The sequence below is a fragment of the Christiangramia sp. OXR-203 genome, from assembly GCF_034372165.1.
Classification (GTDB): domain Bacteria; phylum Bacteroidota; class Bacteroidia; order Flavobacteriales; family Flavobacteriaceae; genus Christiangramia.
Genome location: NZ_CP139698.1, coordinates 1,213,488 through 1,233,002 on the forward strand (window position 1 = coordinate 1,213,488; position 19,515 = coordinate 1,233,002).

14 protein-coding genes are annotated in these 19,515 nt (G+C 36.6%); 7 read left to right on the forward strand and 7 right to left on the reverse strand.

Going from position 1 to position 19,515, the window contains the following annotated elements; all coding sequences use genetic code 11:
• Nucleotides 1-351 precede the first annotated feature (351 nt).
• The 3 genes from T8I65_RS05590 (at nt 352) to T8I65_RS05600 (ending at nt 5,162) form a co-directional block, all read left to right on the forward strand.
• The gene (locus T8I65_RS05590; protein ID WP_322302413.1) at nt 352-1,395 is read left to right on the forward strand and encodes a M12 family metallopeptidase; all 1,044 of its coding nucleotides are present in this window, start codon (nt 352-354) and stop codon (nt 1,393-1,395) included.
• A 435-nt stretch (nt 1,396-1,830) separates the two neighbouring features.
• Entirely contained in the window at nt 1,831-3,306 is a 1,476-nt protein-coding gene (locus tag T8I65_RS05595) for a hypothetical protein (RefSeq protein WP_322302414.1), read from the forward strand.
• Between the two features lie 158 nt (nt 3,307-3,464).
• A complete protein-coding gene (locus T8I65_RS05600) occupies nt 3,465-5,162 on the forward strand; it encodes a hypothetical protein (protein ID WP_322302415.1) in 1,698 nt (565 codons plus the stop codon).
• 186 nt (nt 5,163-5,348) lie between these two features.
• On the opposite strand, the gene T8I65_RS05605 is transcribed toward T8I65_RS05600, so the two are convergent.
• Nucleotides 5,349-5,933 carry an ACP phosphodiesterase gene (locus T8I65_RS05605; RefSeq protein WP_322302416.1) on the reverse strand — a complete coding sequence of 195 codons (585 nt, stop codon included), beginning with the start codon at nt 5,931-5,933 and terminating at the stop codon, nt 5,349-5,351.
• 125 nt (nt 5,934-6,058) lie between these two features.
• Between T8I65_RS05605 and glmM the strand changes: the two genes are divergently transcribed.
• Entirely contained in the window at nt 6,059-7,444 is a 1,386-nt protein-coding gene (gene glmM, locus T8I65_RS05610) for a phosphoglucosamine mutase (protein WP_322302417.1), read from the forward strand.
• Here the strand turns inward: glmM and T8I65_RS05615 are convergent.
• Nucleotides 7,441-8,346, reverse strand: coding sequence for a lysophospholipid acyltransferase family protein (locus T8I65_RS05615; protein WP_322302418.1), 906 nt, complete (start codon nt 8,344-8,346; stop codon nt 7,441-7,443). The genes glmM and T8I65_RS05615 overlap by 4 nt on opposite strands.
• A gap of 52 nt (nt 8,347-8,398) precedes the next feature.
• Between T8I65_RS05615 and T8I65_RS05620 the strand changes: the two genes are divergently transcribed.
• On the forward strand, nt 8,399-9,052 hold the full coding sequence (locus tag T8I65_RS05620) for a rhomboid family intramembrane serine protease (RefSeq protein WP_141877362.1): 654 nt from the start codon (nt 8,399-8,401) through the stop codon (nt 9,050-9,052).
• Nucleotides 9,053-9,058: 6 nt separating this feature from the next.
• Here the strand turns inward: T8I65_RS05620 and T8I65_RS05625 are convergent, their stop codons facing one another.
• Nucleotides 9,059-10,180: a TlpA disulfide reductase family protein gene (locus T8I65_RS05625; RefSeq protein ID WP_322302419.1), complete on the reverse strand. Its 1,122-nt coding sequence runs from the start codon at nt 10,178-10,180 to the stop codon at nt 9,059-9,061.
• A gap of 135 nt (nt 10,181-10,315) precedes the next feature.
• Between T8I65_RS05625 and T8I65_RS05630 the strand changes: the two genes are divergently transcribed.
• Entirely contained in the window at nt 10,316-12,679 is a 2,364-nt protein-coding gene (locus tag T8I65_RS05630; protein ID WP_322302420.1) for a GAF domain-containing protein, read from the forward strand.
• On the opposite strand, the gene T8I65_RS05635 is transcribed toward T8I65_RS05630, so the two are convergent.
• A complete protein-coding gene (locus T8I65_RS05635; RefSeq protein ID WP_322302421.1) occupies nt 12,671-13,855 on the reverse strand; it encodes a Pycsar system effector family protein in 1,185 nt (394 codons plus the stop codon). The genes T8I65_RS05630 and T8I65_RS05635 overlap by 9 nt on opposite strands.
• A 56-nt stretch (nt 13,856-13,911) precedes the next feature.
• Here T8I65_RS05635 and T8I65_RS05640 point away from each other — a divergent pair, with 56 nt between their 5' ends.
• A complete protein-coding gene (locus tag T8I65_RS05640) occupies nt 13,912-17,628 on the forward strand; it encodes a metallophosphoesterase (protein WP_322302422.1) in 3,717 nt (1,238 codons plus the stop codon).
• 65 nt (nt 17,629-17,693) lie between these two features.
• Here T8I65_RS05640 and T8I65_RS05645 read toward each other — a convergent pair whose 3' ends face one another.
• From T8I65_RS05645 to T8I65_RS05655, 3 genes are all read right to left on the reverse strand, one after another.
• Nucleotides 17,694-18,569 (reverse strand): mechanosensitive ion channel family protein, encoded by an 876-nt coding sequence (locus T8I65_RS05645; protein ID WP_322302423.1) that lies wholly within the window; start codon nt 18,567-18,569, stop codon nt 17,694-17,696.
• Nucleotides 18,570-18,581: 12 nt separating this feature from the next.
• Nucleotides 18,582-19,079, reverse strand: coding sequence for a Dps family protein (locus T8I65_RS05650; RefSeq protein ID WP_322302424.1), 498 nt, complete (start codon nt 19,077-19,079; stop codon nt 18,582-18,584).
• Nucleotides 19,080-19,174: 95 nt separating this feature from the next.
• On the reverse strand, nt 19,175-19,495 hold the full coding sequence (locus tag T8I65_RS05655; RefSeq protein WP_322302425.1) for a phosphoribosylpyrophosphate synthetase: 321 nt from the start codon (nt 19,493-19,495) through the stop codon (nt 19,175-19,177).
• Between the last annotated feature and the right edge of the window lie 20 nt (nt 19,496-19,515).

The following is a 19,515-nucleotide window of genomic DNA, read 5'->3' on the forward strand; positions in this document are numbered from 1 at the left end:
GAGCTGTCCGGAGTTTTCCGGACAGCTTTTTTTTTGAAAAAAATTAAAAAAAAACACTAAGTGAATTGAAAATAATTATATGTTAGAAGCTGAGGCTCAATAATATATGTAGGAATTATCTTCCTAGTAAAACGACAACACCTCTAATATCAATCATTTCAGCGTTCATTTATGTCAAATCTTAAAGCAGTTTTTTCTCGTCTAAAAACCAGATAACTATGAGAAGATAAAAGTTTGTAAGAAATTGACTGTTAAAAGTTTAACTAAAAATGAAGTTAAAATTTATGGAACGAACCTTGTAAAAGCCTGAATGAAAAACGAAGTAAAATAAAATTTAAACAAAACCTACTTATGAGAAAATTGAAATTATTCTTCTGTCTACCAGTATTATCTTTATTTGCTTGTAGTGATGACCCCATATCAGAAGAAATTCAAGTTGAAAATCAAAATCAAACAGAAAAAGTTAACTCGAATGATCCTTTGGTAGAAGTTGCCTATCCTGATTCCAAAGGAAATGTTACAGATATTTACTATACAGGTATGAAAATGCCGGTTGAAAACGTGAATGGTAAGTATATATACCAAGGTGATATCATTATCCCCAAAGGGAAGTCATCTAAGAGTCCGGTACAACTTATTTACGACTTCGAAGACATACCATCCAACAAGAGTGTCGGGAGAACCTCAGCATATTGGACAGATAACGTTGTTTACTATGAAATAGATGGAAGTCTACCTAATAACGATAGAGTATATGATGCAATTAGCCATTGGGAAGCGAATACTAACATAGAGTTTGTTAAGCGTTCGGGCCAGTCTAATTACATTTATTTTACTCCTGGGTCTGGATGTTCGTCATACGTTGGAATGACTGGTGGGAGGCAGGAAATTACACTTGCCAGTGCATGTTCTACAGGAAATACTATTCATGAAATAGGTCACGCTGTTGGTCTATGGCATGAACAAAGTAGAGTTGATCGAAATGATCATATCACTATTCATTGGGATAATATACAAAGCGGTAGAGAGTATAATTTTGAGACCTATGCTGCAGGAGGCTATGATGGCGATGAGTTTACAAGTACTCTAGACTTTGGTTCTATAATGATGTATAGCGCTTATTCATTTTCAAATAATGGACAACCTACTATTACAAGAAAAGATGGGTCCCTTTACGGGGCACAAAGAAGTTCTCTATCAAATGGAGATATTGAGGGAATCAATTCTATGTATCCGGCAAATAACGAAGGAGAAACTGGAAATAGCTACATTAATGGTGAATACTATACTATAAGTGGTTTGACTGTTCTTCGCTATTCTGATGCTTGGTTCTATTATAGTAGCAATGGATGGAGAGAAGTTAGATTGTATAACGGATTTTGGTATTGGGCATAGTTAAAGTTAAAGCCTAAATTTGAAAAACCCGATTATTGAAAAATAATCGGGTTTTTTGCGTAATACAATTTGAGTAAGTAGATGAACTAAGGACTATTAATTTTAGAAAAATTTTTAATTTATTAGACCAAAGTTATATTGACAAATATAATATACTGCTTTCAAAAAGTTAATTCTATTTAGAGTAAATTATTATTTATAGCTAAATACACTAGTTTGAACATTTATTCCAGTACAAAAGTACTTGTTTAAATATTTTTAACTTAAAATTAACAAAAAATACGTGTTTTCCCCCATAGCATTGATTGTTAATATTTTATAGATTTACATATCTAATAATTACACCCTACCAACGTAATTTCACCCTATACAACTCTACCCAGAGTGTGACCTGCTTTTGTTAATTGAACTAACTAATCAATTAATCTGAAAATCATGAAGAAATTACATCTTCTTTTTTCAGCTATAATCGCTTTATTTCTTTGTACAGTCTCTTGTGAAAAGGATGAGGTGGTTAAAGTTGAAAAATCAATTACAGGAACACTCTCTTTTAATAGCCTAACCAACCCATTAAGCGACGCAGTTTCCAGATCATTCTTAGATTCGAATATTCCAGAATGTAAAAATGTGACTCCTAAATTTGTTAGGATTTCCTTAAAATATTTAAACCCTGATACGCAAAACTGGGAATGGTATAAAAACTCAAACAATTCCAAGATAGAGATACAGGTAAACCCAAATGGTACAGATACCGATGGAGATAACGTGCCAGATTCCTGGTTTACCATGGAATCTTTAGATCTAGAATTAAGGGCAGGAAAATATTCATTGGAATATTTTGCTATCACCGAGGGATCTGGCAATTCTGCAGAAATTTTATTTCTCGCTCCACGAATTCCTGGGAATTATCCATCTCAAGAGATAAGCCCTATACTGTTCCATAATTTTGTTGATAAACCTTTACCTATAGAAATTGAAATACGGTCTGGAGTGAAATATTACCAGCCAGTTGAAGTATTATGTTATGAGGATGACTATTTCTTTAATTTTGGATATTTATTTTTTGACTTTACAACAGATGATTTACCTAGTATTTGCGTTTATGGAAACTATTGTTATAAAAATGGCAAACATAGTCCTGCACAGTTCAAAATTAAAGTATGGAAAGATGAGATAAATACTTCAAACCTTTTGCTTAGTGCCGAAAATAAAGTAAAATCTTTCATTACAGAAGATGGAAGCACTCAATATTATGCAGAAGCAATTTGTTTTCCTTTGCCGGACTATCCTACATACTATGCCAAAATTTGGTTAGTAAAAAGTGGAGAAGATGATATTTTAATAAGGCAGGGCTCATTTACAAAGGAGGATTTGAAAAATTTATATGATGAACAAAATGAGATCTCGCTATATCATTTTAGAGAAGGTTGTTGTGAAACACAAGACAATGTTACTCTATTAGAGGATACAACAAATGCTGATGAAGATTGTGCAGAGCCTGAAGATCCACCTGTGATAGATTGTTCCGTTTGCGACAGTTATAGTGGGAAGGTACATGAAATAAGCTTCAAATACACAGGTTCGGAAGATATAGTTCTAAGCGTTAACTATCAAGGTAGTGGAAATGAGTATGAACCACTAAGTAATATTACAGTAGCTCCCGGTGATATTATCAATATTACAGGAGCGTTTGATCATGCATCACATGGACTCATCATCGGTAATAATCTAGTATTTGAAATTAAAGATAAGTCTGATGAATACTTACATACAAGTTGCTCACAAATACTGTATTTAGGTTTGAATACAAAGCTGGATAATAACAGTGATAATAGTTCTGGTAATGACGGATCCTTTCAAATTACCAGGATTAAGATGAGTGGAGGCGCAGAATGTCCCAACCCAGATTAATATTTAATCTCGTATATGGGTGCTATAGCAAGTACTCTCAATAATTTAATCCCTACTTCAATTTATTATATACAACAACCCATAGAAGGTGTTTCATAACACCTTCAGGGGAAACCATACATACTCAATTCAATTAATAACCAATTAAATTTTAAATTATGAAACATTTTAAATTATTTTTCACTTATGCCGCATCTGCTGCATTGATGTTTACATCTTGTAGCAAAGATGAAAATGTAACACCAGATTCTCCGGATCCTGCAGAAATTACTTCTTTAAACTTTAATGTTCAACTAGAGGATTTTGAAACAAACCGATCGCAGATAAACAAAGATCATATACTTGGCGATGGAGAAGTACCAAGCTGTAATAATGAAGATACAGAGCCTGCTTATATTCGAGCTGTAATTGAAAAACCAGGTGGAGGATTTGTAGATGACGGAGATGCCGGTAATGCAGAAGCTGTAGATATCAGAATTATTCCAGCTAGCAGTGATAGCGATAGTGATGGGATGGATAATTGGCTTACTTATGAAGAGCCTTTCCTAGAGCTTCCATCAGGACTTTATGAATTGCTTTATTTTGATGTACGAAACAGCAATGGAGATGTTCTATACCTTGCACCTTCCAATGATGATACGTACGGACCTGCAAATTTTGAAAACTTTGTAGATAATCCTCTACCTCATACTATCGACTTAGAGACAGGTACAAAGCATTATGATGAGGTGCAAGTACTTTGCTATGATGAGGTTTTTGCTGATTCTTATGGGTACCTTTTCTTTGATTTTGAAATGCTGCCTTTACAGTATATCTGTTTATTCGGTAATGAATGTAATGATGTTGGTCGTCATTTCCCTTCCAATTTCAGGATTAAGGTATGGGAATATCCTTCAAACGATCAAATAGGAGATTTAAATTTTGACGATGATGATGCTTTGGTAAATGCTACCAATGATGTTGTTAGAGAAGGTGGAATTGTAGTACAGGCCGATGCTTTATGTATTCCATTACCAGATCGTCCAAACGTAGACGAAGTTTTCTATGCAGAACTTTATACTATTGATGGAGGTGGTAATGAGACCTTGATTAGAAGAGGTGATTTTAGTGAAACTGAAATCGATGACCTTATTAACGAGGGAGATGATCAAGCAGTTCCAGGTACTCAGAAATACTGGCACTTTAGAGAAGGACCTTTCTGTGGTGAAGATTCAGATCCTTGTTTATTAAGCGGAGTTACCGAAGATTGGGTTCAGGACTTTGAATCTGGTGCACTATTACCAGGAACTGGGACCGATTATATTGATGTAGACACTAATAATGATGGTGTATATGATGGATCTGATACACCTGGTTTACCAGCACCTTTTGGAGGGTACCTAATAACAAATAATCCAGAAAATTATTACTCAGGCTTTGTAGGACCTCAGGCTGGTGATGCTGGTGATTTTATAGTTTTTGATGGCCATCCAGATAATTCTGAAAAAGTGTATTTTACCAGAAATACTCCAGATCTTTGTGAGGGAGACAATTATTACGTAAGAATGCGTGTGAAAGATATTAGCTCTCCAGATGGTTTAAATGAGGCTAGATTAAAAGTTGTATATAGATCTGGAGATCCAGAATCTGCGACCCAGGCAGGATTGTTCACAATTGATGACTTATCTAAAGATTCGAATTCAGCATGGACCACCGTTGGATTTATAATGACTGCAACCGAGGATGGTGAAATGATTATTAGAATTAGAGATAAGGAAGATGCAGTTTTTGGGAATGATTTTGCAATGGATGATATCATTTTTTCCAATGATCCAACTATTTTAAATGGGGTTACACATATTAACCCTGTGAACTAGGTAATTAATGGAAGGGAATGAAAGACTCCCTTCCAACTATTCGAAAATCGTAATAAAGAATTGTGTGTGTAAACTTTAGAATTTCATCAATTTTCATACTTTCTACGCTGGGGGGCGGTTATATAAAATTGAGGATTGATATATTTCGAAGTTGATTGAGAGCCGTTAAACAACGGCTCTTTTTTTTTATAATTCTCGAATCTGTTTTTGACTAAATTGGAGAACGTCTTCAAAGAAATGACGGAATTCATTTTCAAATTCATCATAATATAACTCCAGTTCATCTGTAGCCTGATCCATACCAGATTTTAGCTTCGTTCTTTTATTCATACCATTCAAGACACTTTGAATTCCATCAATAGAAGCATAACTTAAAAGCCAGTTTTGTTCGATCATATATGGGAGAAAATTCTTGACATTAGAAGGAAGAACCTCGTAGTTAAGCTTCAATAGCTCATAGAACTGTATGGTATATTCCGCCAATGGTATATCACAATAGTCTTTCCAGTTCGCTGCTAAGAAATGATCGTAAAAAATGTCTACGATGATGCCACTATAATGCCGGTATCTTTCAGACAAACGATGACTACTCTCTTTGAAAACTGGATGAGTATCGGTATAAAAGTCGATCGCACGATGTAGAATTATACCTTTTTGAATTTGAAGTCCATATTTTAGATATTTTTTCCCCTTTATAGAATCTGCCATAAAATTGCCAATCTTGACCAGATCGTCATCACCAGATAAATATATATGTGCCAGAAAGTTCATGCGGGAATATACGAATTAAACAGGGCCAGGGTTAATATTTGTTAAGTTTTGGAAAGTACGGGATGACACAATTATATTTGTTAAAATTTCTTACAGGTCCTATCAGGATCTATAAATAACTAATAATGACATTAATAAAATCAATTTCAGGGATTAGAGGAACTATTGGTGGAAAAACCGGTGATAACTTAACCCCTTTAGATACAGTAAAATTTGCCGCAGCTTATGGTATGTGGTTAAAAAATAACTCAACCAATAAGAATCTTAAGGTTGCGGTAGGAAGAGATGCGAGAATATCTGGAAAAATGATCCAGGAACTTACGATGAATACCCTAACTGGTCTGGGAATCGATGTAATCGATCTAGGCTTGTCTACCACTCCTACAGTAGAAGTCGCTGTACCCTTGGAAGATGCTGATGGTGGAATCATACTTACTGCCAGCCACAATCCTAAACAATGGAACGCTTTAAAATTATTAAATAGTAAAGGAGAATTTCTTGACGGAGAAGCTGGAGCCAAGATTCTTGAAATAGCAGAAAGTGAAAATTTTGATTTTGCTGAAGTTGATGACCTTGGAGAGATCACAGTGATCGATAATTATATCGACAGGCATATTGAAGAAGTCCTGAAGCTTAAACTAGTTGATGCTGATAAGGTTTCTTCTGCGAAATTTAAAGTAGCTGTGGATGCAGTGAATTCCACAGGGGGAATTGCTATTCCAGCACTGCTGAAGAGAATGGGCGTAGAGGTGATCGAATTATACTGTGAACCAAATGGACATTTTCCACACAATCCAGAACCTTTAAAAGAGCATTTAATCGATATCTGTTACTTAATGAAAAAGGAGAAGGCAGATCTTGGGATCGTAGTAGATCCAGATGTAGATCGTCTTGCTTTTATAGACGAAAACGGTGAAATGTTTGGTGAGGAATATACATTGGTCGCATGTGCAGATTATGTATTGTCTAAAACTTCCGGGAACACTGTTAGTAACCTGAGCTCATCCAGAGCATTAAGAGATATTACAGAGAAACATAATGGAGAATATAATGCCAGTGCAGTAGGTGAAGTGAACGTGGTTCAGCTTATGAAAGATTCAGACGCAATCATTGGTGGTGAAGGTAACGGCGGAATCATCTATCCGGAAGCACATTATGGCAGAGATAGCCTCGTGGGAACAGCCTTGTTTCTTACATATTTGGCAGAAAAGAAAGAGTCGGTTTCTTCAATAAGAGCAAGTTATCCTTCTTATTATATGAGTAAGAATAAAATTCAGCTGACTCCAGATTTGGATGTTGATGGTGTTTTGAAAGCGGTTGAAAAAAGACACGCTTCAGAAGAAATTTCTACAGTAGACGGAGTAAAAATCGATTTCCCGGAGAACTGGGTTCATTTAAGAAAATCCAACACAGAGCCAATTATCAGGATCTATACTGAAGCAAAATCTCAACAGGAAGCAGATGAGCTGGCGCAGAAAATGATATCTGAAATTGAGCAAATCATAGCCTAACTTACCCTGGTAGCTCCTTCTGGAACAGGTTCATTTCTATGTTTCCAGCGTTTATGCGTCCATAGATAGTACTCTGGTTTCTCACGAATTTGCTTTTCGAGAAGTTCAAAAAACTTTTGAGTAATAAAATGCTCCGGTTCTTCCGGGGCATTTTCAGTTATAGGAACCAGCGTAGCTTCATAAAATCCTCTACCGGTTTTTTCCACATGTAGGTATATGACATTAAGATCCAGACCACGAGCCAGTTTTTCAGAACCTTCAAAAACAGGCACAGAGATTCCCATAAATTTCATCCATAGATTAGAACGCTGAAGTCTTGGGGATTGGTCGGCGATCATAGCGTAAATACCTCGCAATCCTTCTCGCTCATTTTGGATGATTCTCTTAGTCGCTTTATGAGTATTAACAAGCTCTCCACCAAGCTTACTACGTATCTTGCGAACCATATCATCAAAATACCTGTTCCGTATTTTTTTATAGATTCCGAAGGATTTATATTTGAGTCCGTAAAGTTGTAGCGCAATAATCCATTCATAACTAGCGTAATGTGCGCACATTAGGACAATACTCTTGTTTCTGCTTTCAATCTCTCTTAAAACTTCAAGATTAGTGAATTTGAAGCGCTTTTGAAGTTCTCTATCACTAATGGAAAGACTTTTGATCATTTCCAGAAACATATCACACATATGCCTGTAGAAAATTTTTTCTATACGTTTCAAATCTTCGGAAGGCTTATCTGGAAACACCATTCTTAAATTCTTTTGAACAGTACTTCTGCGATAGCCTATGACTCTAAAAACCAAGATATATATAAAGTCTGAGAATATATAGAAAATACGAAACGGAAGAATGGATATAAGCCAAAGTAGGGGGTAAACAAGCCAGAAAACTAATCCTTGCATAAAAAAACTTTCCGCAAATATATGGTATATTTGAAATTAAACTTTAGTAAAAATGGGAGAATTGAGCCTGGTCACGCTGGTGATCATAGCGGCAAATGCATTAATTTCTTTTAAAGGTTTTAGCGATGAGACCTTCTTCAACAAGTACAAATTCAGTACTTCAGATATTCAGAGAGGTTCTAAATTTCAAATATTCACATCGGGATTCCTGCATGTAGATACAAGCCACCTTTTTGTAAATATGCTAACACTCTATTTTTTTGCAAATGTGGTTATCTGGCAGTTAGGCTCTGTAGCTTTCCTCATTATATATCTTGGGAGTCTATTGCTGGGAAATTTATTATCCTACTATTTCCATAAGAATGATCCGTACTATACTGCCGTAGGTGCCAGTGGCGCTGTAATGGGAATTCTTTATTCTGCCATACTACTACAACCAGACATGACGCTTGGTTTATTCTTTATCATACCAGTTCCCGCTTATATATTCGGAATAGGATATCTGCTTTATACTATTTACGGAATGAAGCGCAGAACAGATAATATTGGTCACGATGCACATTTTGGCGGTGCTACCGGTGGATATATTCTAACGATGATTCTGGCTCCCTGGGTGCTGGAAAGTCACTTGCTAATGGTTATTTTATTAGCTGTGCCTATCGTAATATTGTTCTTTCTTCAAAGAACCGGGTATCTTTCTAAGTAAATAGAATTAATTCAGTAGTTCGCCAATCTTTTCAGCTAAGGCATCACCACGAAGATTTTTTGCCACAATGATTCCATCTTTATCAAGAATATAGGTCGCCGGGATTGCTGTGATTCCGTATAACCTAGCTACGGGATCCTGCCAGAATTGAAGATTGGAAACATGATCCCATTGTTCAAGTTTATCATCTTTGATTGCCTGTACCCATCGATCCTTCTGTCCTGGTCGATCCAGACTTACGCTAATGATATTTAATCCTTGATCTTTGTACTTGTTGTAAGTGTTAACCAGGTTTGGATTTTCTACTCGACAAGGTTTACACCAGGCTGCCCAGAAATCTACTACAGTAACCTGACCCATCCGATCAGAAAGTGCAAGCATTTCGCCATCTGGAGTAGGAGCTTCAAAATCTGGAGCCTTAGACCCCGTTTCAGCATTTTTCATCTTCTCTAACTCGCTCTTCAGATCTTTTGCCATATCAGTTTGCTTGATACGATCTGACACTTCACCGAACATATCGCGAACTTCCTTGGAGCTATGACTTTTTGAACTCAACATATCAGTAAGCAAGGTTACAGCAAGAAATGTATCTGTATTTCGGCTAAAAATCTCTTCTTTAGCTTTACGATCATTGTCTTTAAGCTCGGTTTCAGTTGCCTGAAGACTTTTTAGTTTTGCAGTATCCTTCTGTATCATTGCAGTTCTCGCTTCCTTCTGCATTTTCCCAATCTTCCGGTTCATTTCTTTCATGTGATCCAAATATTCATAAAGCGCTTCATTTTCTTGTCCACCGCTCACACGTGAGCTACGAATACTGTCCTTATTGATGTTGAATTTCAGTTTTTCGTTCTCAGCAATAAATACAAGATTACCATTAACTCCTTCGATACGTAAAAAACTAAGTGCAGGTAGATCCATTTCTTCCATGTCCAACTCAAATTTCTCATCCTGAACAATGGCTGTATCTACTGCTTTTGGTGAACGAGTCTTTCCGTCTAATTCTGAGATATAGATTTTTGTACCATTTTCAACACCTTTTACTTCACCGCTTAGGTAGTAACCTTTATCTTCTCCACATCCAGTTAATAGGAAAATTACGGAGCTGAATAAGAATAAGAATTTCTTCATTTTTTATGTCTATTTCTGCAAAAATAATGAACTCAGGCCTCATTCTAATGACGTTCTTATAAATAAATGTTAATTTCAAGGCGTTGCTCTTTCAAGGCTACATTTACATTTAATTTTACCTTAAATTATCAAGTTATGTTGCAGCAATTAAAAGATTTTCCATTCGATATACAGATCAGTTTTCATAAGGTGATCGAAGAGTATCAAAAGGAGCTTGATGAGATAGAAAGTGAGATTTCTAGGGAATACATGCAAAAAATGCTTGACCATGTAAGTCAGTTCCCGGAATTATCTGAAGGGTTTTCAGACCCAAAACTTTTAAAGAAATATCACGCCCCCATTAATATCTTGCTGGATGATCTGTTTCCGAACATATTGTCTAATAATGAGATCAAAGCTGCAGCAGTTCCATTCCATAATATTCTCTTCAACGTTTCCAAACGACTGAAAGCTATTTTGAATAATGCCGGAAAGGATTTCAATTTGAAGTTCAGGCATATGGACGAAGAGTTGATCTATATCTTTTCTAGTATACAGATATTGAAGTCCTATGGTTATAAAATAGATATTTCGAGACCTCTGTACTATGACATTCCAGATGAAGATGGAATAAAGCGTCATTACAGAATATCTATGAATGCCGACTTTGTTGATATTATTCGTAAAGATGAAGCGCCGGAAATTACTCAGAAAGATGTAGACATTTTATTGCAAAATGTGGATGATATCGAGCTCTGGAAGGAAAAGATTCCTCCTCACAGCCATATTTTTAAAGGTTTTACCATCGTTAATCTGACCGATGTTACCATAGATGATGCTATTTCAGAATTAAAAACTACGTTGCTTTTCGAAGAAGTGAATGAAGAGGAGGAGTTGGCCAAACTTCAGGAGATATTCCGTTCAATTTATAATATATCAGACCTTCGGGTTGGATTTACCGTTTTCAATAAAAAAGAGATGGTATTTGAAAGAATGGATAATAAGGAGGCACAGAGCTTTATCCTTGACGAAGTTTTGATGAATGATTGTGAGTCGGGTATTTGTGAGAAAGGATTCAAAACCCTGATAGATGATAATGCCTATTTTACTATTTCCAATGTCGAGTCTTATGCGCGTAAATATGATAATTTACTATCTAAGAATCTCATTAAGAACGATGTGAAGAGCTGTCTCTTGGCTCCGGTTGCTAAGAATGGTAAGCTTCTGGGAATATTGGAACTGGCCTCGAGTAGGAAGAATGAGCTAAATAGTATTAATGCTATAAAGCTAGACGATATCCTGCCTTATATCGTGACTACGGTGGAGAGAAACCGGAATGATTTTGAAAACAGGATAAAAGCAGTAATTCAAAGTGAGTGTACCTCTATTCATCCAAGTGTTCTTTGGGTGTTCGAAAGAGAAGCCAAAAAGTTCATAAAGGATCTGGATAAGGATGGACTTGCTTCTTTCAAGGATATTACCTTTAAGGATGTTTTTCCATTGTATGGTCAAATAGATATTGTCGCATCTTCGGAAGCTAGGAATGATGCGATCAAACGTGACCTAATGGATCAGCTCGAGATCATAATGAATATTACTGATAAGGCTTATAAAATTGAAGAGCTTCCTATATACGACCAGGTTAAGTACCGTGTGTCAGATTTTAAAGAAGAATTACAGGATAGACTGAATGCCAGCAGTGAACAGAAGGTTTTTAATTTATTGAAGAAGGAGGTAAATCCTTTAATGAGCCATTTGAGAAAGCAATCTGAAGAAATCAAAGAGCTTGTTGAGGAATATACGAGCATGCTCAATCCTGAAACTGGACTGGTCTATAATCATCGTAAGAAATATGATGAGACAGTACAGCAAATAAACCGTACTATGTCCCGCTATATTGATAAAAGGCAGGTCCAGGCTCAGAACATCTACCCACATTATTTTGAGAGATATAAGACGGATGGTGTAGACCACAATATGTATATAGGGGCATCAATGGCAAATAAGAAACCTTTCAACAAGGTTTACTTGTTTAATTTGAGATTGTGGCAATTGAGCACTATGTGCGAAATGGAGAACAGGTTTTATCAATTACAAGAAAGAACTCCAGTGATGCTCGAAGCAGCATCCCTGATTCTCGTTTTTAATAGTACGATGTCTATTAGATACAGAATGGATGAGAAAAAATTCGATGTAGATGGAACTTATAATGCGCGTTATGAGATCATTAAAAAACGTATCGATAAGGCATTTATAAAGGGTACAGAGGAACGTGTAACTCAAAAAGGGAAACTCACAATCGTATACTCTCAGGCAAGTGATGAGCGAGAATATTTACAGTATATTAAATACCTACAAGCGAAGAATTACTTTGGTGATAATGTTGAATTATTAGATCTGGAAGATGTGCAAGGAGTGGTAGGACTTAAAGCAATAAGGGTGAACATATTATATTCACCCGATTCCAATCATCCAGAAAGAACGATCAATTATGAAGATCTAATGGAAGAACTACATTAAGTAAAAAGCCAGAATAAAGGCGATTACCGAAATAATTATTCCTAACATAAATACCGTATAAGTCATTCTTAGTAGAAAATACTTTCGATGTAGTACCTTACCTAAAAGGTGAAGATCGAGCATCAACATTTCGTATACATAATCTTTATCCTTGATCAACTGGTTCATACCCCATTTAAATTGATCAAAAGGCATCTTGTGGTAGTTTCCGAAGAATAAAAGATTCACATTCCGGTTCTTAACCTGTTCTTTAGTGAACTCTCCGGTTGTAACATTTGGCCGGGTAGAAAGGATTGAAAGAATTATTGATGCAACACTAAAAAGTACCAATACTAAACTTGGTATAAGTAAGTGTTTGTTGGACTCTGCTTCCAGTTTAGGGATTAGGTTGGCAAGTGCCAGTGAGATGATGATCGCATTTACCGAAAGCAATATATTGGCTTTCGTATCGGCAATATCACTCAGTTTGATATGGTTTCGAAGAGTAACCCTGAACAGCGTCTGGATACTTCTCTCTGGGTTCTCATTCTTATATTTAGCCTTCATTCGGGCCTTATGCTCTTCTTTCTTTAATTTCTTTTCCTGCTTATTCTTATCTTCTATCAGCTCCAGCAGATTTTCCTCCTTCTTTGGGTTCCATTCCTGCAAGGCATAATCTGTATAAAAAGTATGCTTTTCAGTAAAAACATGGATATTCTCCTCGAGCCATTCGGAATTAGTGAAATTCTTGATATTATGCATTTCAAGTTCCTGCCTCAGGAATTCACTGGTTTCTTCAAAGTATTCCTTACCAAAATGTGAGCTATCGGCATCACGTATTATTTTCTCACCAGGCGTTTTTGGAATATTGCTGAAATTGGTTACCAGAATATATTGCTTAACCAAATCTATAAGATCCTGTGTAGCGTTCTCCTTCAGAAGAAATTCCTCCGCGATCTCTGCACTCTTGTCTTCATGCCCTCTGTAAGTATGAATATAACCGGTATCATGAAGCCATGCAGCAAGGAGTAACGCCTCCTTGTCTTTAACATTAATTTCAGAATTCTCGATTAATTCTTTAGTACTTTTAACCACACGCTGAGTATGCTGGTAGTTATGATAAATAAAGGTGTTAGGTAACTTTTCTTTAAATAAATCTTCAACAAATTTTTCAGCTTTCTCAACGAGATTATTCATACATGAATTTTTTATTCCACGGACCAAATTACAAAAAATATTGACCACAGTTTTCTATGAAAAAAGTTAAACTTTTCGCCGGTATTCTTACCACTTTACTGGTCATTTCCTGTGCCAGCCTGGAGCCAAAATATAGGGATGGAGAACCAACCTCAGATTTTGGATATCCTTCTTCTAAAGAGATCGAAAAATCCTTTTACCTGCTGGGTGATGGTGGTTATTCACCCCCGGGAGGTTCTTCATTGGGTCTATTGGCATTTAAATCCTACCTGGATTCAGTAAAGAAAACGGAGAATATTTCCATTTTCCTAGGTGATAATATCTATCCTGACGGGATGCCTGCTGAAGGTTCTTCGGGAAGAGAAGAGGCTGAATATCGGTTAGACGCACAACTGGATGCGATCGAAAATTACGAGGGAAAAGTTGTTTTCATACCTGGAAATCATGACTGGTACAATGAAAAGCTGGAAGGTCTTGATAGACAGAAAGATTATTTGAAAGATAGATTTGAAGATATTCTGGTTTGGAGTCCGGAAATAGGTTGCGGAATGGAGTCTATCGAAGTTTCTGAGAATATCCAGATGATTGTCATAGATTCCCAATGGTATTTAGAAGATTGGAATGACAATCCCAAGATCAATGATAATTGTGCACAGATCAAAACGCGGGAAGCAATGTTCCTGGAAGTAGAATCTGAGATCAAAAAGAATCAGAATAAAACCATTTTAATCGCACTTCATCACCCAATCTATACGAATGGCGTACATGGTGGGCAATATACTTTCGACAGGCATATATATCCTTCACAAAAGAAAATCCCTCTTCCAATTTTAGGGTCTTTAGCTACATTGATCAGAACAACTGGTGGTGTGTCTATACAGGATGCTCAGAACAATCGATATAAATCTCTGGCAACACGCTTGAGTACCATTGCACAAGGTTCTTCGCGAGTGATCTTTGCTTCGGGACACGAACATTCCCTGCAGTATATTGAGCATGATAGTGTGAAGCAAATCGTTTCGGGTTCCGGTTCCAAAGCTTCTTATGCGACATTGAGTAATGACGGATTATTTGCATATCCGGGTCAGGGATTTGCGGTACTAGATGTTTTTAAGGATGGATCTTCCTGGGTAAGTTTCTACGGAAATCAGGAGAACAAACCTAAGTTACTTTATCAAACTGAAGTTTTGGAGACTCCTGTACCATTCGAACTTCAGAATTATCCAGATGAATTCCCTGAAACTTATACGACATCAATTTACCAGGAAGAGGATACTGAAAAAAGTCCGGTTCATGAAACAGTTTGGGGTGAACGCTATCGGGAACTTTATGGTACTGAGATCACTTTGAGAACTGCAGACCTGGATACGCTTTATGGCGGATTGGAAGTAGTTCGTGAAGGTGGCGGACATCAAACCGTATCACTTAGAGTGAAAGACAGGCAGGGAAGAGAATATAATATTAGAAGAGTTCGAAAGGACGCACTAAGATTTTTACAGAGTGTAGCCTTTAAAAATCAGCCTGTAGAAAACAAATTAGAAAATACGGTAGCAGAAAACTTACTTACAGATTTCTATACCGCTGCACATCCATTTGGCTTTACGGCAATTCCAGAGCTCAGTGAAGCTGCAGGTGTTTATCATACCAACCCGGAAATATTTTACCTGCCTAAGCAAGAAGCACTAGGAAAATACAATTCTGTACATGGTGATGATATTTATATGATCGTTGAAAGACCAGAAGAAGGTTGGAAAGGCTACGAATCCTTTGGGACTCCAGATCATGATATTGTAAGTACATCAGACATGCTGGAAAGACTGCGAAGAGATGAGAAATACTTGCTGGATGAGTCAGTATATGTTCGCTCGCGTCTGTTCGATATGCTTATTGGAGATTGGGACAGGCATCAGGATCAATGGAGATGGGCCGAAATTGATGAAGGGGATAAGCACGTATTCAAAGCTATTCCGAGGGATAGAGATCAGGTATTCAGCAATTTTGATGGAGCGTTTTTTGGGACATTAAGAGCGATCACAGGATTTGCCAATCAATTCGCTGTGTATGGAGATGACATTAAAGATGTAGAATGGTTCAATATCGCAGCAATGGGGTTAGATAGATCACTACTTCAGAATACTGGAAAAAATACCTGGATAGAGCAGGCGGAGTACATTAAGGAAAATGTAACCGATGAAGCTATTCAGAAGGCATTTGCTAATTTACCCGAGGAAACCACGGGTGAGGCTACTCAGGAACTTATAAAAAACGTTCAGGGGAGAAGAGATAATTTGGTTGATATCGCAAATAGATATTACGAAAAACTTGCGGATCTCGCGATTGTAACCGGGACAGACAAAGATGATTTTATAGATATTGAAAGGTTGACCGATGGAAACACCCGGGTAACCATTACTCGTAATAAGGATGGAGAAAGAGCTGAAATTCTAAGCGATAAAGTCTATAAGAAAGATGAGACCAATGAGATCTGGGTTTATGGACTTGATGATGATGACAAAATTTTTGTAAAAGGCGAGGGGAAGGCAGCTATATTTGTACGATTGATTGGAGGTCAGAACAATGACGAATACACAATTACAAATGGTTCAAAATTAAAGCTTTATGATCATCAATCGCTACCGAATACTATTAATGAATTAGACAACGCTAAACTTAGGCTAACAGATAATTACGAGATCAACACGTATGATAAGGATAAGAAGACCTTCGCGTCTGGATCCATCTTACCTCATTTTAGCTATAATCCGGATGATGCTTTTAATTTTCAGCTGGAATATGTGAAGGCCATCAATAGTTTTAAGCGAAATCCTTTTACCTCTCAGCATACTGTTTCTGCGGAATATCATTCAGCAACAAATGGCTTTGAGTTAGGTTATGAAGCGGAGTTTGCTAATATCGTTGGAAAATATAATCTACAGTTAGGAGCTAATTTCCAAAGTCCAGATTATTCAGATAACTTCTTTGGCTTCGGAAATGATACCGAGAATCCTGAAGATGAATTAGGAATGGATTATAACCGAGTAGGAATTAATGAGATTTCAGCAAAAGCTGCATTAGTCAATAAGACTCCTTTTGGTAGCTTTTTTGGATTCACAGCAACTTTTGAGTCCATTGAAGTAACCGAAAACGATAATCGTTATTTAACTGAAGTAGTCACCAATTCAGAAGAAGATATTTTTCAGAGGAAACATTTTGTGGGTCTTGATGCAATGTATCGATATGAAAGTTATGACGATGTTCAGGTTCCTACCAGAGGGATGTTGTTTGAGCTGAACCTGGGTGCAAAACTTAATACTGCAGATGTTGATCGCCAATTTGGTTATTTCAAACCGTATATGGGTTTTTATAACGCACTTACCCGGGATAGAAAGCTTGTTTTGAAGACAAGGGCAGAAGCACATATTAATATGGGTAATGAATTTGAATTTTATCAATCGGCACAATTAGGTGCGAACAGCGGACTAAGAGGTTATAGATTTGAGAGGTATTCAGGGAAGAGTTCCTTTGGTACTGGTGCAGATCTTAGGTATTCGTTCGATACGGTATCTACGAACTTTCTGCCTTTCCAGCTCGGGATCTATGGAGGTTACGATCTAGGTAGGGTATGGGTGGATGATGAGTCCAGTAACCAGTGGCACGATAGTTATGGTGGAGGATTATGGATTAATAGCGCAGATGCCATACAAGCTAGAGCCAGTATTTTTGCCGGAAGTGAAGGTCCAAGATTACAATTTAGCCTGGGATTAAAGTTCTAAGTTCGAATCAAGAGCAAAAAAAACCGGCTATATAGCCGGTTTTTTTTATTTATCAAAGATCAAATTTAATCCTTATTGACTGACAGTTTATTCGTAAAATCGATCGTTCTAATTGGGAATGGAATATTGATTCCTTTAGCATCGTAAGCTTTCTTAATAGCAATAATCGCCGTGTTCTGAGCGATAAGAATATCTCTATTCTTCGTAACATCTGTCCAGAATCTCAAGACGTAATTAATCGAGCTATCACCAAATTCCTGGAACATCAATTCAACTTCTTCATTTCCCCTCTGCGGAAAAATATCCTCGATAGTTTTAATAGTTAAGTCTCTTACTATTTCTAAATCTGAAGAATATCCAACTCCACAATTTACAAATACTCTTGAACGAGCAGTGCGAGAGTAGTTTTTAAACGGCTCTTCAATGATCTTTCCATTTGGAATGATCACATAATTATTATCTGATTGCTTAATGACAATATTCCTAAGATTGATCTCCATAACCGAACCTGCATATCCATTAGTTTCCACCCAATCACCAATCTGTAATTCCGGAAGAAAACTTAGTATCAAGCCCGAAAACGTATTGTTTAAAGTACCTTGCAAAGCAAGACCGATAGCTAAACCAACAACTCCTGCCGCTCCTAAAACTGAAGTTAGGACAGTATCTAGGTTTAGAAGTCCTAATGCAATAAAGAAACCAATCAGGATTACAATTGCTTTGATCACTTTCGTGGCCATCTGGCGTATGGAATCCTGTTTGATACTTCTGGCGAAGATCTTATCGAATATTTTACCGACATACTTCGCGAGAAAAACAAATATGATAAAAACTACCACCGCGAGAAGGAAGTTTGGAAGACCAAGAATTATGGTATCCAGCCATCCCTCTAGTTTATCCCAAATACCTTTAACTGAATCCTGAAGATTAAATTCCTGCATACTTTAAGTTGCTTATTTCTTAACTGGTTTATGCTGATCTGAAGTTTTCATTTTCCATGCATCCAACATCCAGCTAGTTTTCTCTAACTCTCTAATATAAGCACCGATTAGATCAATTGTACCTTCATCTCCAGATTTATCAGCAATTTCCACCACTTTTCTCATTTGTTTAAGCAGTAGTCCGTGATCTTCGAGTAAGATTTCAATCATTTTACTATCGGAAATATCACTAGGAGATTCTTTTAAATTAGAGTCTTTAAGATATTCACTCATGTTACTGGTAGGCTGATATCTTAAAGTGAGAATACGCTCAGCTATTTCATCAACTTTAAGCTTAGCTTCGTCATACAATTCTTCGAATTTTTCATGCAGATCGAAAAAGTTTTTTCCAATTACATTCCAATGAAAATTTCTAAGTTTCTGATAGTATAGATGATAATCGGCTAACAATATATTCAATTCAGTAACCGTTTTTGCAGTCTTCTCTTTATCTAATCCTAAATAATTCATAGTTTTTATTTATAGTTTTTTAATGTTCAATTCAAAAATATAATGATCATGCCTAAACCCAAATTATAATCGGTGGTTTAGTAGAATTTTAACCATTAATCTATAGGTCTGTGATCCTTCAGATCCAATTTCTTCATCATTTCCTTAGAAATCTGTCCGCTGGAAATCCCATATCCGTCAGTAAGAACACCTTTCTGACCATTAGTGGTGGTGATAGCATACAAAATCGAATTATCGTCGGGATTACTCATTCCTTCGAAGCGCAGGACTTTATCTACTTCAAATTCTTCAACACCGAAGGTTGCATTTTCTGACTTCAGTTCGATCTTTTCATCGAGTAGGTTAAAATCATGCTTGTAACCCTCTTCGAGTTTTAGTTTGTTTATAGCTTGAGATAATGTTCCGTAATCTTTCATGGTTGTTTAATTTTAGTGAA